Source organism: Mucilaginibacter oryzae (assembly GCF_003148845.1).
In the GTDB taxonomy this organism is placed as follows: Bacteria; Bacteroidota; Bacteroidia; order Sphingobacteriales; family Sphingobacteriaceae; genus Mucilaginibacter; species Mucilaginibacter oryzae.
The window spans coordinates 23,388-40,251 of the sequence record NZ_QGHA01000001.1 but is presented as its reverse complement, the minus strand read 5'-3'; the positions used below and the strand labels follow the sequence as shown (position 1 = coordinate 40,251).

Sequence of the window (16,864 nt, the reverse complement as noted above, 5' to 3'; positions counted from 1 at the left end):
AGCTTTGCAATAACTATCCAAATGGATAGTTTCCTTTACATTATGCGTGTAGAATGCGAAAGTGACCTGGTTAAAGTTAATGGCAGGGTATATCCCTGTACGGTGTGCCTGGCCATGGACCTGATAGGAGGTAAGTGGAAAGTAGTTATCCTCTATCACCTGAAAGATGCAGATAAACGGTATAGTGAGCTCAGAAAGGAAATGCATGGCATTACCGAAATGACCTTGAGCCTGCAGTTAAAGCAATTGGAAGAAGATGGCCTGATCTTGAGAGAGGTTCATGGGAAAAAACCTCCGATCAAGGTCATTTACAGCCTGACGGACTTCGGAAAATCTTTTATACCCGACTGGACGCGATACTTGCCTGGGGAAACCAGATAGCTCTGGATAAGGGTGAATTCGTGACAAAAACGGTTTAAACGGCTATGCGTTTTTAGCTTTTATCCTCTGCACCAGCTAACGTAGTTCTGTGCGGTGGTTGAGTCCCCATTGTACGATCTGGTCGGTCAGAGGGATAACGGTCAGCCCATGCTGCGTAACCCGATAGGCGACCATGACCGGTTTGGTCGGCAGGACAGTACGGGTGATCAGTTTGTTGGTCTCCAGGTCCTTTAATTCCTGCGTCAATACTTTGGCAGATATGGCTCCCAATTCCCGTTGAATTTTTTTAAACGTATTCTGCTCATCCGGCCGGTTGCTCAGGTAGCGCAAAATTGGTAGTTTCCATTTACCAGCTAAAGCCTCAAAAGTATCCAGCATAGCAGCACGCTCCTGCAGGCAGGTCGCTTCCTGAACTTTGCCATTAACGTTGATCATTCCCATAGTTTCTTTTCGGTTACCACTTACCATCAGGTAACTCATGCCGCAAAATAAAATATTAAGCCCCAATTTTGATCATATGAAAGCCATACTGTTGAAAGAAGATGAGTTAATTTTGAAAGAAGTAATGACTCCGGCTCCGGGACTAGGCGAAGTGCTTGTGCGAATTGTTGCTACCGGCTTCAATCCGATCGATTATCAAATGAGGCGCGGTAAAAGCGAACGGAAGAAAATGCATTCCCCAATCCTGGGAAGGGAGTTTTCAGGCATCGTCATTAAAAATGGGCCTCAGGCAGCAAAATTTCAGCCAGGCAGCCCGGTTTTTGCAGCAGCCGGCAGTATGGGATCTAATGGGACTTATGCCGAATTCATCGTTGTACCGGAAGTGATCCTGGCGGGTAAGCCTGATAACCTTAGTTTTGAGGAGGCGGCCGGTGTACCCGTGGCTTATTTGACAGCCCTGCAGATAATGAACAGGGGAGACTTATCGCTTGAAAAAAGCATATTTATTACCGGGGCCGCGGGTAGTGTCGGCCAGGCATTGATCAAACTGTTGTTAGCGAAAGGCTTTACCAATATCATAGCGACAGCAGGAAGCGCCGAAAGCAGGCAGGCATTGATCAATTGCTGCTTACCCGAAATCACTATTGTCGATTACAGGAGCGAAGCTGTTAAAGTTGGGCGATTATTTGATTACTGCATCGATATTGTTGGTGGCGCTATGTCGGAGCTATGCGCAGATTTATTGGGTGTCAATGGCACCTACATTGACATTACCGCTTTAAACACTTCATATGCCCGTGAACTTTTATTCGATAAAGGTGCCCGGATCATTAACATATCCAATTATGCCTATGCAACTAGCGGCAACACAGCATATTACGGGCAATACCTTAAAATGTTGGCTGAACTCATGAGAACGGGGAGGCTTACCGCACCGCCTGTATACATTATTGACGGCTTAAGTGTCAAAACGGTAGAAGAAGCCCACAGACTGCTTGAAAATAATCAAAGTAAAGGACAAAAGTTAGTGATGCGAATATCATGGGAACTATCTCCGGAAGAATAGTTGCCTGCCAGGAACAATCAGGAAATATGCAGTTTAATTTCCAGGATGGCTATTATGCCGCGAATGCCTTACGACAACGCCCGTGAAGTTTATCAGCGAATGGTATGACAGTAATCCTTTTTTCTTTATCTGGCCTTCATGTGGAGAATGCGGAAGCCTTGATTACCTCATTTCAGAGCAGCGAAATCACTAATTCCGTAACACATTGACCGCTGCAAGTGATTGTCCTATAGTGGTATCTTCATATTGTATGAAACACAAATCGTTGCTCAAAAGGGCACGTAATTACATAGTTAAGGCCACCGTATTACCCAGTAATCTCATCTAATCGTGGACGTTATTTGAGGGTTAATTGCCATTAGGCTACGGTAATTTTAATAGTTCCCAAAACGCTTGTATAACTGGCAAGTATGATAAGCGCATTTAACCTTGTTTATAGCAAAAGAAATAGGCGTAAAACTATGTAAACTGTGATGAACAACGCTACTGTAAGACCGCACCAGTTACACTTATCTCGGATATAGCGGACTTAGTATTATGTACAAAACTTATTCTTATATATCTACCGTCAGCATTAATATTTTTCAAGTTCTTTATTTTTTCTTTCTGTACGTTATTAGATAAGTCTGATATTAAGTTCCACTTTTCCTGGTCATCACTGATTTCAATCTTATATTGATAGGCTTCCTCTGAGGGGAATGTTATCATCAAATTTTGTATGGACAACTTTTTTTCTGTATCCAACGTCCAATGCGGATGTGTGTCGTTATCATTGGGTTGCCACCAGGTATCAGGATCACCATCAGCAGCGTATCCCGGTAAATGATTTTGACTGAAGCTGCTTGCGAAGGTTGGGTTATTACGCCCGAATACCTGCAGTTCTGTTTTTGGGTTTTCTTTTTCGAAACGTGTATAAGGGCGATCCTTCACCTTAAACTCAGGTTGATATGGACGCCCGCCTTTAAAATCAATAGTTAATTCAGCGGCAGGCATTCCGGGAGAAGTTGCGCGAATTATGGATTTTCCGGCAAACTGGGACCGAAACTCTATCGCCGCCTGTCCATCCATAATCCTGATATCGCTCTTTTCACTAAAGTTGATGGAGCTACCCGTAGGAAACTCGCCGGGGCCCGAAACCACATCCAACTTTACATCTGGACTGTTGCTTAATGGCTTCCCATTTTTATCCACTATTGTTACCTGTAAGCGAACATCGTCTGTACCGTCAGTACCAGCGCTACGTTTATCTGCTTCCAGGCGCAAAGCGGCAGGCTTACCTGCTACAGGCCACTCGGGAGGGGCAATACCTCTGTAATGATTACGATACCAATACCATGCGCGTTTGGGAATTCGAAAATAATCAATAATGCCAAGCTTGGCCATGCCTGCCCCGGCAATGGAACCGTGGTCAAAAGCACACCAAAGTGATTGACCACTTCTCCAGGGGTGTACCGGTTCTCCATTATCTTTGGATAGGTCGCCCCAGCCGGGCTCGTATTTCCCAGGCCTCTCTGAATATGTTCCGCCGTATTCGGAAACCATGTTTGGTATACCCGGATCTTGAAAAATCTCAATAGCGCTGCCATCGCCATTGTAACCTGCCACATCGCCAATTTTGTCAATTCTGTTACTGTCAAGGGGGCGTTGCGCACCACCTACGGCAGCAAGCCTTGTAGGGTCAATTTCATGTGATATTTTGACTAATTTGCCTAAAAGCGCCCTCATAGCAGCAACCGTATGGGGGGCAGTAAAAAATGGCTCATTAGAAACACTCCAAATGGCAATGGACGCATGGTTGCGGTGCATTTTTACCATTTCCCGGAATTGTTGCTTCACACTGGCTTCAAAAGCAGCGGTGTCTTTACTGTTTAACGGATACGCACTTCCGTTCCAATAGCCATCGGGTACGTTATCACTACCACCTATTCCCCAAAACGGATTTTCCGACCAAAAAATAACACCTAACCGATCGCAAGCGTCAACAAACGCAGGATCGTGCGGATAGTGCGAACCGCGAATAAAATTGAAACCGGCATCCTTAACCATTTTTACATCACGGTAAAACCCTGCATTGGTAACCGCATCGCCCCAGCCTGCATGGTCCTGGTGTACATTGGCTCCACGCAGGTAAAGATGTTCTCCATTAAGAAAAAAGCCCTTATCTGCAGTCCACCGGAACGTACGTACGCCAAAAACAGTTTTGTATTGATCGATTACTTTATTGGCGATAGACAATGAGGTAATGGCAGTATATAAATACGGGTGATCAGGATGCCATAACAGCGGCTTTAAAATGGTGCCAACATTTTGGGTGATGGTTTTTACCGATTGCGCACCAATGAGTTCTGAAGAGCTATAACTGGCCACAATTTTTCCATTGGTGTTTACCAGATCGGTGCGTATTTGAACCGTTTGATCATTTTTTGTTTCATTTTTGACATCGGTTTCAACCAAAACCTTTGCGCTTTCCTTGCTAACAACCGGAGTTTGCACAAAAGTGCCGTAGAGATCAACATGGATAGGATTAGTAACTACCAAATAAACATCCCTGTAAATACCGCCCGAAAAAACATGCTCTCCTGCCCGGGGCGCAAGCTGAGGATTCCAAAGGTTATTGACCCTTACGGAAACGATATTATCTCCAGGTTTCAATGCTTTAGTTACGTCTATCGAGAAAGCTGTGTAACCGCCCCTATGTTCTCCCACAAACATACCATTAATAAATATCTCGGCTTGTTGAAACACTCCTTCAAACTCCAACGACACAATTTTATGCTGAAAACCGTTGGGTGCTAAGAAATGCTTCCGATACCAGCCATATCCAACATAAAACTCCGGCGACATAAAATAAGGCGTACTGAAAGAGTGCGGCAAGCTGGTAAGTTCCCACTGCCGGTCATCAAATGCGGCTTCCTCTGCTCCTTTAGCATCACCTATTTTAAATTTCCAGTCTGCATTAAAGTTCTTTGATAACCGGCTTCCTTTCCCGGCCTTATCCGCACTGTTTTTACTTGCCCGCCCTAAAACCGGAAGTGTGGAAGAAATAAGAAAGAATACTATAAGTAAGTGTTTAACTGGTTTGAAAAAAAGAGATTTAAAGTGTTTCATAGCCTCGGTTAGGTCAATAATTTATTAGTGTAGTGTTTGGTTCAATGATTAAAATGCCAGTATATTGTGCATAAAATTTGAGCTTCCTTGCCTCACATGGTTGACAATTGATATATTTTACCCGCTTTGGAAGTAAGCGTGTAGAGATAACAATCATTTGTTTTTATCGGGATCAAAGACATTCCTGAGATTTTCAGAGGATATTTTGTCCTGATGCGAAACGGCTCACCATGAAATGATTTGATTGTGCCGTGCACAAGTTTGCCGGCTTTCCACGCCAACGCCACCTCGAATCCTCCTCTTGCCTTTAACCCGGTAATGCTACCGCTGCCCCAGGCAGTAGGCAGCGCAGGTAACAGATCGATGATGTATGACTGTCCACCTTTTGCGTTTTGATAGCTTTCCATGCTTTGTAACAGCATTTCTGTTATACCGGAGACAGCTCCAAAGTTTCCATCTATTTGAAACGGCGGATGCGCGTCAAAAAGATTGGCATAAGTCCCTCCGGCGTCAGCCATAACTGTTTCAGTTGTTGTTGTGAATCTTAGCTGATTAGATAACAATTTAAAAGCATGATCACCCTGACGTAAACGTGCCCAAAAATTCTCTTTCCAGGCTAATGCCCAGCCTGTTCCGTCGTCGCCTCTTAGCTCCAAGGTCCGCTTAGCCGCCTGCGCTAATGCAGGTGTACCAAGCGCAGTGATTTGCCGGCCCGGATGTAAAGCAAAAAGGTGAGAAGTATGCCTGTGATGTGGGTCATCAGAATTCAGATCCCAATCTTCATTCCATTCCATGAGTTGGCCACCTTTACCGATTCTTAGTGGGCTGAGCTGATTACGGGATGCTACAACCGCTTTTCTAAAATCAGCGTCAATATTCAATTCGCTACTGGCTTGTGCAACATTGGTAAAAAGGTCCCAAATGATAGATTTTTCCATTGTAGCGCCTTCTGTCACGTCAGATTTAACACTTTTGTCCGTAATAAAATTATTCTCCGGAGATGTTGATGGAGAGGTTACCAGATACCCATTCTTGTCGCGTATGAGTGTGGCTAAATAGAACTGGGCAGCACCTTTTAAAACCGGATAGATACTTTTCAGATATTTCTTATCTCGGGAGAAGGCATAATGTTCCCACAGATGCTGGCATACCCAACCGCTTCCACCTGCAAAAACACCCCATGATAGCTGAGCTCCCGGACTGGTCCACGCCCAGCCATTGGTGGTATACCCATAATACCAGCCTGGAGTTTGCGGGCCGTAATATGTTTTTGCAGTTTTTGTACCCGGTGTTACCAATGCCTGAGTTAGCCTGATCATAGGCATATGCAACTCCGAAAGATTGGCTTGTTCGGCAGGCCAGTAATTCATCTCATAATTAATATTGGATTTGTAATCACATTTCCAGGGTAGGTCCAATCCGTCGCCCCATAAGCCCTGAGAATTTGAAGGCAACGGATTATCGGGGCGGCTGGATGATATGAGTAAGTACCGGCCATACTGGTAAAATAAAGCAGCAAAAGCCGGATCAGCTGTGCCGTCTCCATAGGCTTTTAAACGTTGATCAGTAGGCAGATCATTGGCTGCGGTGCCTCCAAGTTTAAAATCAACGCGTCGAAAATATTGTTGATATTCGTTGATGTGAGCTGCCCTGAGCAACGGGTATGGCTTTGCCAAAGCCAACGTCATCTGGCGATTTACTGATTGGTGAGGATCAGGCCCTTTGAATAACTTAGCATAATCAAGCTTGTACGAAGTGCCGGCGGTTAAATAAATAAGCACGTCATCTGCGTTTTTAACTTGAATGCCGTTTTTGGAAGCGGTTACCGAACCGCCTTTGTTCACAACGGTGAGTTGCGCTTCGTAAATTAACGCCCCGCCTGCGTGGCCTCTCATGATGAGTTTGTTAGGCGCTACAAAATGAGTACTGGCATCCTCAATCCTGTTTAAATTTAGGGTAAGCGATATGCAGCCTTTCCGGGATGCGGTAATTTTCTGTAATAACACATGATCTGCAGCGCTTGAAAAAATCTCGCGTTTAAAATTCACGCCACCAGACGTAAAAGATATACCGGCAATGGCCTGGTCAATATCCAGCCATCTTAAATAATCGGTAGCAGGTTGTTTATTGGGAAGTTTAAACTTTAACCATAGGTCTCCTAATGTTTGATAAGATGATGAATAAGGAGCAGATGAAGTGAAGTGCTGATTGGTAAGCTTGTGCGCCAGAGGATAATCCTGATCTCTGATAGCGCTACGGATGGTGTCTAAGTATTTATAGGCGCCAGGCCTGTCAGCATCAGTTTGCGGATCACCAGACCATAAAGTGATCTCGTTGAGCTGAAGGCGGTCATTTTCCGGATCACCAAAAATCATTGCACCAAGCCGACCATTTCCTATAGGCAGCGCCTCTTCCCATACTTGAGCAGGTTTCAAATACCATAAAAGATTATTGCGGTAGTTGGTAGAAAAAGTGTTTTTATGCGATTGTGCAATGACGCTGTGAAATTGTAGGTTTAGAATCAGGATCCCGAATAGTACAAATTTTAGTAAAATTTTCATGATTGTTCATTCTCACGGATATGAGTTTAGCTCCGAAAGCAATGGAACAAAATAATGAGGTACGTTTGATAAAAAATTTAAATTAAACGACTTTATTTTATAAAAATCCGACTTTTTAAACCCTGTCGGCTCGTTCACGTCGACGGGGCATTAAAAGTTATAGGTAGCGCCGAGGGATCAATGACTTTTTTCATTGGCAAAGTTCCGCCGTAACCTTGAGCTCAAATGGATACGTGTCACGAAATTCAGAATAGATTTTTTCAGACAGCGGACTTTGTCAAACAACGCGGAAGACACTTGGTCGAAATTCTGTTTGGACACACGCAAAAATCTGCAAGGCTAAATATCCTGGATAAACCACAACAAATTGACCCCTGTTGGTCAATTTGGTTTTGACCACCTTTGGTTGTAAGAATCAAATGGTTAGCATTGTAAATAAAATTCGTAAATAGTGGTCAACCAAAATGGTTTTTCCATATTACTATAAATCTTCAGCTATGAACTTACTAAAACAGGCAACACGTATAACGATGTTGCCTGTTTTAGTAATAGTGAAATTTATAAGGGATATGCCGTATCGCTCTTGGTTTCAGATAAAACGAAGAAACTTTGCACGGTGGTGATATTAGGTAGGGTTGCCAGTTTGTTCCTGTAAAAATGGTGGTAAGCCTCCATGTCACTCGTGGCTATGCGCAGAATAAAGTCAAAGGTTCCGGTCATCTGAAAGCACTCCATCACTTCCGGGAATTTTGCAACTTCGGCTTCAAAGCCATTCAGCGTATTGGCAGTATGGTCATTCAAAAGTACGTGGCTAAACGCGATCAGGTTTCTGTTGATCTTTTTGCTGTCAAGAATAGCTACTACACGCTTAATATAACCCTGGTCTTTCAATCGCCTTATCCTCTCATGAACAGTGGCAATCGATTTATGAAGCTTGTAAGAAATCTCTTTATTGGTTAATGAAGCATTTTGCTGTAAAAGCTTTAAAATTTCTAGGTCAGTTGCATCTAAATCATTCATTTATAAAAGTTTGAAATTGGGGCTGTTGAAAAAAGATACAATGATAAGAACTAAAAAGCATTAAAACTGAAAATAAACTAACTATAAACACAATTAACCATAAAATTTACGGATTTTTTGAAGATGATTGTTACTATTATAGGATATGCTGAATTTTAAGCCATAAAATTTAAGTATGAGGGACGGCGCAGCTGTATTTGATCTGGCAATAAACATGGAAAAGAAATTTCAGGACCTATGGTACCTGGTGGGTAACACGCCGATGTTAAAACTACAGTATAAGTACCAAGGCAAGCCCGGAGAAATTTATGTAAAATGCGAGCATTATAACCTTACCGGTAGTGTAAAGGACAGGATGGCGCTGTATATTTTATACAAGGCTTATCAAAATGGAAACATAGCGTCTGGCGATACCATTATTGAGGCCACCAGCGGCAACACGGGTATTGCTTTTGCAGCAATAGGGAGGGCGCTTGGTCACGATGTAAAGATAATTATGCCAAATTGGTTAAGTAAAGAGCGCATGGATATTATCAAAAGTATGGGTGCCGAGGTACTATTGATCAGTAAAGAACAAGGCGGCTTTTTAGGCAGTATTAAATTAAGTGAGGAGTTGGCGGCCAACGGCGGAGTTTTTTTACCTCAACAATTTGAAAACCTCTATAATGCCGAAGCGCACGAAATGACAACGGGGCCCGAAATATGGGAGCAACTTGTTGGCCTGGGCCTTAAGCCCGATGCATTTGTGGCGGGGGTAGGTACAGGTGGAACGATCATGGGGGTCGGTAAATATCTGAAAATGATGAATCCCGAAGCTGAGATCCATCCCCTTGAGCCTGCCGAGTCGCCCACGTTAACGACGGGGTATAAGGTAGGCAGCCATCGCATACAGGGAATTTCGGATGAGTTTATACCGGCAATTGTAAAGCTGGAAACCTTGGATGAGGTAGTGCAGGCAGGCGATGGTGATGCTATCATCATGGCACAAAAGTTATCTAAACAACTGGGGTTGGCCGTAGGCATATCATCAGGTGCCAATGTTATCGGCGGCATTAAATTAAAGGAACAATTAGGGGGTAACGCGGTAGTGGTTACGCTGCTATGCGACAGCAATAAAAAGTACCTGAGCACCGATCTTGTAAAAGAAGAACCTGTTAAAGATGGCTATATCTCAACAGAAACTGATTTTACCGGATATCAGCCTATCTCCCGTTTAAATGAACCCGTTATTCAATAATTAATCAAGAAAAATAAAATGAAAAAAATTACAACTATCATAACCATGCTGATCTTGTTTGCCCTGCAAAGCAAATCGCAGATTTTGCAACCGGTAAAGTGGAGTTATGCTGCCAGGAAAACAAGCGCAACCGAGGCCGTGGTATATATTAAGGCAACTATTGATGTCGGCTGGCATGTATATTCCCAGTTTGTTAAAGACGGTGGACCGGTTAAAACCACTATTAATTTTAATCCGTCAAATACTTTTACCCTGGTAGGCAGAACCACCGAACCACAGCCGATAACCCGGATGGAAAAAGCTTTTGGAATGGAGGTTGGCTTTTTTGAAGGCAGCGTGATTTTTCAGCAGAAAATTAAGCTGAAGGCGAGGCAGGTTACCGTTAGCGGTAAACTGGAATATATGACCTGTAACGATCAGAAATGCTTGCCTCCGGATAATATAGACTTTAGCATACCAATCAAATAAAGCTGTAAAATTCGTAGTGTCAATGCGATTTGAGGAGTACCTCAGGCTATGCCTTTGCCCGGTTTTTTCCAACTTGTTGATGTCTTTGTGTAGAACAGGAACTTCTGGTTGACACCTTTAAACGATAACCGTTTCTTTTAACTGCCCAGCTTATTGGGTTGTTGAGATACAGCTAATGTTAATTATGATGGGCCCGGCACCACGGAGAAGTAATAGCTTTTTATCATCAATAGTGGTTAAAATATAGCTGATATCTACCGGCAGGAGGCAGACTATCGCTCTTATATCATCTTTTAAACCTGACCAGGTATCACAATTACATGATAAACCTGGGTCTACAAAAATTGTAACAAATATCTGGATCGAAAAAAACAGAGAGATTAATGAAGCGGATCATATTATTTATTTTATTAATTACAGGGATAGCGTTCGCCCAACATGTCGCAAAGGCACAAGACACTGCATCAACCTCGGGTATACAATTTACCCCTATTAATACACCACCGGCTACAAAAACCACCGGGACAACAAAAAAAGACGGCAGCCGGGAAAAAACAGCGGATAAAAAACGCGGAAAGGCGGCATTAAAGGAAACTGCCAAAGGGCAAAGCAAACAAGCCCCCTGGGCCATATTTTTAGCCGGTTTAGCCGGTGGATTTGCGGCCCTGTTAATGCCCTGCATTTTTCCCATGCTACCTTTAACGGTTAGCTATTTCACCAAATCCGGCGATAACAAGGGGAGCGCGGTAGGTAAGGCCGCTATTTATGGCGCCAGTATAGTAGCGATATACGTAGTGATGGGCCTCCTGGTAACCATAATCTTCGGCCCCGACGCCTTAAATAGTTTATCAACCAACGGCATCTTCAACTTTGGTTTCTTTCTGTTAATTGTGGCGTTTGCCGCATCATTTCTGGGGGCTTTTGAAATTACCCTGCCTTCGGGCTGGGTAAATAAAATGGATCAGAACTCAGATAAAGGCGGCTTGGCAGGATTGTTTTTTATGGCGGCCACATTAGCGCTGGTGTCTTTTAGCTGCACCGGTCCTATTATTGGTACACTGCTGGTTCAGGCTGCCACCACAGGGGCATTATTGGGGCCGGCTATCGGCATGCTGGGTTTTGCACTGGCGCTGGCCATACCGTTCGTATTGTTTGCTATGTTTCCCAGTTGGCTTCAATCGTTGCCTAAATCAGGTGGATGGCTTAACAGTGTAAAGGTTACCCTGGGCTTTCTGGAGCTGGCCTTGTCCTTCAAATTTTTGAGTAATGTAGACCTGGCTTATCATTGGCATTGGTTTGACAGGGAAATTTTCCTGGTATTGTGGATCGTGATTTTTGCGCTGATGGGCTTTTATTTATTGGGTAAATTAAAATTCAGTCATGACAGCGATCTGAAATATATCTCGGTTCCAAGGCTTTTTTTGGCCATTATCGTTTTGGCGTTCAGCATGTATATGGTACCGGGTTTGTGGGGCGCCCCGCTCAAATCAATCAGTGCTTTTCTTCCGCCGCAGGCAACCCAGGATTTTGACCTGTCAAATCCCGGCATGAACACTGATAATAGAAATAGTAATACGATCACCGACGTTCGCCCGCATAAATATGCCGATTTGTTTGATAAACCAAAAGGATTTAATCCCTATTTTGATTATGACGAAGGCCTTGCTTATGCAAAAAAGGTACATAAGCCGGTGATGATAGATTTTACAGGCCACGCCTGTGTCAATTGCCGTAAAATGGAAGCTGACGTATGGCCGGACAAACAGGTGTATCAAAGAATTACACAAGATTATGTATTGATACAACTATATGTTGACGATAAGACAGATCTGGCTAAAGCTGAGCAAACCACCACACCTGAAGGAAGAAAGATCCAAACCATTGGTAATAAATGGAGCTACCTCCAAACTTCAAAATTTGGATCCAATTCGCAACCCTTTTACGTGCTGCTTGATCCTGATACGCAGGCGCCGTTAGTAACTCCGCAAGGAGCCGATTATGATCCGCTTAGCTACTTGAAATATCTGGATAGCGGTTTGAAAGGTTACGTTAAACAATGAATTAATATACCATTATTATTCTGGTGTGATTAGCCTTCATCAGGGAAAATGGATTTGACGGAATACCATAAAAAGCTTCAATCGTTCTTTATTCAGTTATAGTTAAAATAAATTGAAGGCATCCTTAGAAGCGGGTGTCTTTTATTTCATCAAGTTGTAAAGAGACGTAGCCGTACAAACGAAATTCTTGCGTGATTACTTCAACGCCTATAAATCAAATATGCATTGCTAAAATTGCTCGTTAACCCTTAGCCGCTCACTGGCGAAGAAAACTCTTATTACATTATTGGGAGGCCGCGCATCATATGGGGCTTTATTGTTTGGCTAAATATGAAAATGGCGGTATAAAAACACCGACAAAAGCAAAACAGTAGCGTTTTCATTCAATTACGTTTGGAAATTTTATCTTAGCTAAATCAAATATAAATTATGCCCGTCCGCTTAAGTAAGCTTGTTAAAATAATTGAGTCGGCTACCGTTGCGGAACTGGAAAAAGAAACAAATGCTTTTTTAGAAACTATCGGCTTTGCCTATCTTCCGGATGTCCAATACCGGCCCATACAAACAGTGATGGGAACACTTTATACAGCAATGATTTTTTTTAATTCAGAAGATGGATTAAAACAATCCGATTTCTTGCAATAAACTTTAAATGATCATATAGCGTGCACATCCGGGGCTTGCCGGCAATGCAGATTATCCCTTCAATAAAATCAAATCAATTAGTTGAGATATCCTTTATCGGCAGTACGCTAATATCGTCATCTTTCTTTAACTCCAGTTTTGGCAAGCATATCAAACAGTTTCCTTAGGATAAAATAAAGTACGCTATCCGGATAGTAGTAGTTACAGCCGTACAAGCGAAATCTTTGCGCGTTTACTTCGAAGCGTATAAATCAAATTTGCATGGGTTAGCGTTAGCCGCTTATTGGCGAAGAGACTATAAAAAGCCCGTACCTAAAGAAAAAGCAAAACTGCCGGCAATAAGTAACCGGATAAAAGCTTCGCAAGAGGCTTTTTTGCTGAACAAATCTTTACAAAGCTTGTTATAACTCATATTTATTCGCCGATACTTCTTTAACAGCCGCTCCAACTATTTTTAACTCAATTGAAACTATGATGCAGATCAACCTTTTAAAAACCAGCTGCTGCCATGACTGACCTGCGTATAGCCCTTGTAGGCGGCGGCCCCAGTGCCCTGTTTATGTATAAACGCCTGATCGAAAGCAACTATCCCGGCCAACTGTTCATCGATATTTACGAAAAAACCGGCAACCTGGGCAGTGGTATGCCCTATAGCCATAGCGGTGCAGCCGATGAGCATGTCACTAACGTATCCGGAAACGAGATACCTGAATTGACCAGCGATGTAGCTGATTGGGTAAAAAAAGTTTCGAAAGATACGCTGGACAAATACCACGTCGACCCCGGGCGTTTTAACAATTATAAAGTTTTGCCACGCCTGCTTTTCGGGCAATACCTGGCCGACCAGTTTAAAGCGCTTCTGCGCGCCGGGCGCACAAAGGGCATCGTTACCAAAGTTTTATTTAATACGGAAGTAACCGACATCGAGGATCTGCCCGAAAAAGAAAAGGTCGCCGTTATTACCGGGCCAGACAGTACGGAATATGACCGGGCCATTATCTGCACCGGCCACCTGTGGCCGAAGCATCATGAAGGGAAGGTGACCAACTGGTTCGATTCACCTTATCCCCCGGAAAAGATAGCCCGGCTGGCCAATCATCCGGTGGCGGTTCGCGGTGCCTCGTTAACGGCAATTGATGCCATTAAAACCTTAGCCCGTCATAACGGGAGGTTTGAAGAGGATAAACAAGGCATCCTGCATTTTTATCCCGACCCGGAAAGTGAACATTTCAGCATTGTGATGCATACCCGTAACGGCTTATTGCCCGCGGTACGTTTTCACCTGGAAGATACCCATCTGGGTAAAGACACCGTGTTGTCGCCTGAGCAGATCGAGCAGAACAGAAAAGAAAATGACGGCTTTTTATCATTGGATTATGTTTTCGAACAAAATTTCAAAAAAGGTATTGAGAAAAATGACCCCGCCTGTTATGCCGAAATTAAAGACCTGACCATGGAGGAGTTTGTGGAACGGACGATGAGCAGCCGCGAAAAGATAGATCCTTTTGAGTTGCTGAAAAAAGAATATGCCGAGGCCGAGCGGTCTATTCAAAAACACCAGTCTGTTTACTGGAAAGAAATGCTGGCTATCCTGAGCTTTGCGATGAACTACCCGGCCAAGTACTTTTCGGCTGAAGATATGTTGCGCCTGCAGCAAACGCTTATGCCCCTGATTTCGGTGGTAATTGCGTTTGTGCCACAAAGTTCGGCAGAAACGCTGATGGCTTTGCATGCGGCCGGGAGATTGCAAATGGTTACCGTAGATGACGACCAGGAGCCGGAACCGGCTGATAACGGTGGCGCCAACTACGCGGGGCGGCATTATCCGTTGTTCATCGATTGTATCGGGCAACCGCATATCGCGTTTAACCACATCCCTTTTGACGGTATCCGCAAGGCCGGGACCTGGGCAAAAGTTGCCTTTCGTAACCCGCAAGCCGCACTGCCGTTATTGAATAAGGGGGATAAACGCGTTACGAAAAATGGCGACCATTATTTTCTGACCGTTCCCGGCCTGGCAATTAACGACCGCTTTCAGTTGCTCGATAACGCTAACGGCCTTAACGAACGCATTTATATAATGGCTGTACCTTTAATGGGCGGTTTTAACCCCGACTATTCCGGGCTGGATTTTGGTGAGGCGGCTTCTGGCAAAATACTGGAGGGGCTTTTTGGCGCAAAGATGATAACGTTGTAACATAACCAATATATCAACCCTTTTAAGACTATGGCAGAGAAGCTATTTATGGTATTGCTGGGCTCGAAAGCGCCTGGACGGAACATTGAGCAACATGATTTTTTTTTCGGCATCGCTGAGGGACTGCACGATCTCCTGCCACAGCTGCGGGCCTTTTGGCCGGAATCCGGCAGTAGCCTGCACATCGACGGCTGGCGCGAGGTAACCCAGGTTAACGGTTACCAGGTACAAGTTGTGCCTCATAACCAGGCGGCCGCTACCAAACATCGCCTCTTCTTTATCAACCTGGGCGGTTACCAAAGCGGCAGGCTGGAAGAGCAGCACTACACGCTACTGACGGTGCAGGACGATAGAAAGGCGGCCATAAAAGCATCAACCGCTACAGATTTTTTTAAAACCGCTTCGGTAACCCGGGTTAAAGCGGCCAGCGCCCACATTGACGAAAAATACGGCATCGATGTAGATGACCTTTACCATATTGAAGACCTGCTGAGTGAAGAAATTAAAAGAAGATACCATATTCAGCTTACCGCCAACTATAATGGGCCGACGGACGACATACACTTAGGCTATTATAAATTACCGATAGGATGATGCGGCAACTTTTTAGTAAGATATCCCTTGTTTAGTAAGATATCCCTCGCCTTAAGTATGCCAATCTCGTCATCTTTCTTTAACTCCAGTTTTGGCGAACTTATCTCACAATTTGGTTATGATAAGGTAAAGGATTCCATCAAAATAGTAGGCATTACAGCCGCACAGACCAAACCCAATTCGCGTTCTTCAATTCTTATCTTAAAACTGCCGTCCGGCAGATAAACCAGTTTTTATCTCCCCCTTCAAAATATTTGAAATCATATACAACCTTTTCCGTAGGTTCATTTACACTATCTTCGAGGACCTCTTCCAGGCCGTCCAGGTCCATAATCTGAATTTGACCGATACTGGCTTTCAGCTTCGAGGTGCAATAGTATTCTATTGCCGACCGGATATCCTTAATGGTCGATTTAGCTTTTATGGGTTCACTGTTTAAAATCAGGAAGTCGTATATCAGGGTAACCGGGAACAAAGTCTCTGGGAGGTCAAGATTATTGATGAGCACGCTGATATAATTCCCTTTAAGCTCAAACACGTCGGTCGCACAACTTTCGCGCGTCTCCCGTTGCTCAGGTGTAATGACCCTTAAGATGATCTCTGTTTCCGTTAAAAAGATCAGGTCATCACCATCTTGCCTGATGATTTCGAATTTCTTATCCATGGTCCCCTCAATTATTTACCAGTTGAGAGGCCGTTCAATTCGGTTAACTCACAGCTGGTAATTTCGCTATTCTACTCCACTTTTGTTTTGCCGGTCAGATGCAAAGCAATTTGTCTGGCTACAGCGCCTTTATACTTCTCAATAACTCACCCATTTCACGCTGACAGCCAGTAATTACTGAGGCAACATCTTCCTGTTCGCTTATACTCAACAAGTCCCCATCATAAATCCAGTTATCCTCCTGGTTAAACAATAATTTCCCGAGTTGCAACTCCGGCAATGGTTCGTATAGACAATAGCTCCCGGGAGTATCAGGAACAAGCTGGATCCATAGTCCTGAACCTAACGACATTCCCGATACCTGGATATTCGAATGGTTCCAGCATCAATTCCGAACAGTAACGCCTTTGGCAGTACCTGAA

Annotated in this window: 15 protein-coding genes; 10 read left to right on the top strand and 5 right to left on the bottom strand. The window is 43.9% G+C overall.

Annotated elements, in window-relative coordinates; all coding sequences use genetic code 11:
• Positions 1–21 precede the first annotated feature (21 nt).
• A complete protein-coding gene (locus LX99_RS00160; protein ID WP_245927810.1) occupies positions 22–381 on the top strand; it encodes a winged helix-turn-helix transcriptional regulator in 360 nt (119 codons plus the stop codon).
• Positions 382–456: 75 nt separating this feature from the next.
• On the opposite strand, the gene LX99_RS00155 is transcribed toward LX99_RS00160, so the two are convergent.
• A complete protein-coding gene (locus tag LX99_RS00155) occupies positions 457–861 on the bottom strand; it encodes a winged helix-turn-helix transcriptional regulator (RefSeq protein ID WP_245927809.1) in 405 nt (134 codons plus the stop codon).
• A 52-nt stretch (positions 862–913) separates the two neighbouring features.
• On the opposite strand from LX99_RS00155, the gene LX99_RS00150 reads away from it, so the two are divergent.
• Entirely contained in the window at positions 914–1,888 is a 975-nt protein-coding gene (locus tag LX99_RS00150; RefSeq protein WP_170122577.1) for a quinone oxidoreductase family protein, read from the top strand.
• Positions 1,889–2,371: 483 nt separating this feature from the next.
• Here LX99_RS00150 and LX99_RS00145 read toward each other — a convergent pair whose 3' ends face one another.
• The 3 genes from LX99_RS00145 to LX99_RS00135 all read right to left on the bottom strand — a co-directional run bounded on the left by LX99_RS00145 (position 2,372) and on the right by LX99_RS00135 (position 8,577).
• Positions 2,372–4,996 (bottom strand): glycoside hydrolase family 2 protein, encoded by a 2,625-nt coding sequence (locus LX99_RS00145; protein WP_109605308.1) that lies wholly within the window; start codon positions 4,994–4,996, stop codon positions 2,372–2,374.
• Between the two features lie 92 nt (positions 4,997–5,088).
• Positions 5,089–7,557: a glycoside hydrolase family 95 protein gene (locus tag LX99_RS00140; protein WP_109605306.1), complete on the bottom strand. Its 2,469-nt coding sequence runs from the start codon at positions 7,555–7,557 to the stop codon at positions 5,089–5,091.
• A gap of 558 nt (positions 7,558–8,115) precedes the next feature.
• On the bottom strand, positions 8,116–8,577 hold the full coding sequence (locus LX99_RS00135; RefSeq protein ID WP_109605303.1) for an Lrp/AsnC family transcriptional regulator: 462 nt from the start codon (positions 8,575–8,577) through the stop codon (positions 8,116–8,118).
• Positions 8,578–8,791: 214 nt separating this feature from the next.
• On the opposite strand from LX99_RS00135, the gene LX99_RS00130 reads away from it, so the two are divergent.
• The 8 genes from LX99_RS00130 (at position 8,792) to LX99_RS26415 (ending at position 16,003) form a co-directional block, all read left to right on the top strand.
• Complete coding sequence (locus tag LX99_RS00130) at positions 8,792–9,814, top strand: PLP-dependent cysteine synthase family protein (protein WP_245927808.1); 1,023 nt, start codon at positions 8,792–8,794, stop codon at positions 9,812–9,814.
• 18 nt (positions 9,815–9,832) lie between these two features.
• A complete protein-coding gene (locus tag LX99_RS00125; protein WP_109605300.1) occupies positions 9,833–10,282 on the top strand; it encodes a protein-disulfide reductase DsbD domain-containing protein in 450 nt (149 codons plus the stop codon).
• 383 nt (positions 10,283–10,665) lie between these two features.
• Complete coding sequence (locus tag LX99_RS00120) at positions 10,666–12,342, top strand: protein-disulfide reductase DsbD family protein (RefSeq protein WP_109605298.1); 1,677 nt, start codon at positions 10,666–10,668, stop codon at positions 12,340–12,342.
• A gap of 429 nt (positions 12,343–12,771) precedes the next feature.
• Positions 12,772–12,987, top strand: a complete 216-nt coding sequence (locus LX99_RS00115) for a BTB/POZ domain-containing protein (RefSeq protein WP_109605294.1) — start codon at positions 12,772–12,774, stop codon at positions 12,985–12,987.
• A gap of 44 nt (positions 12,988–13,031) precedes the next feature.
• Positions 13,032–13,154: an STAS-like domain-containing protein gene (locus LX99_RS26420; RefSeq protein ID WP_146203029.1), complete on the top strand. Its 123-nt coding sequence runs from the start codon at positions 13,032–13,034 to the stop codon at positions 13,152–13,154.
• A 341-nt stretch (positions 13,155–13,495) separates the two neighbouring features.
• On the top strand, positions 13,496–15,184 hold the full coding sequence (locus tag LX99_RS00105) for an FAD/NAD(P)-binding protein (RefSeq protein WP_109605291.1): 1,689 nt from the start codon (positions 13,496–13,498) through the stop codon (positions 15,182–15,184).
• 30 nt (positions 15,185–15,214) lie between these two features.
• Positions 15,215–15,778: a DUF1543 domain-containing protein gene (locus LX99_RS00100; protein WP_031265999.1), complete on the top strand. Its 564-nt coding sequence runs from the start codon at positions 15,215–15,217 to the stop codon at positions 15,776–15,778.
• Between the two features lie 57 nt (positions 15,779–15,835).
• Positions 15,836–16,003: an STAS-like domain-containing protein gene (locus LX99_RS26415; protein ID WP_170122576.1), complete on the top strand. Its 168-nt coding sequence runs from the start codon at positions 15,836–15,838 to the stop codon at positions 16,001–16,003.
• On the opposite strand, the gene LX99_RS00095 is transcribed toward LX99_RS26415, so the two are convergent.
• Positions 15,975–16,442: a hypothetical protein gene (locus LX99_RS00095; RefSeq protein ID WP_022830343.1), complete on the bottom strand. Its 468-nt coding sequence runs from the start codon at positions 16,440–16,442 to the stop codon at positions 15,975–15,977. The two genes, LX99_RS26415 and LX99_RS00095, sit on opposite strands and share 29 nt — an antisense overlap.
• Between the last annotated feature and the right edge of the window lie 422 nt (positions 16,443–16,864).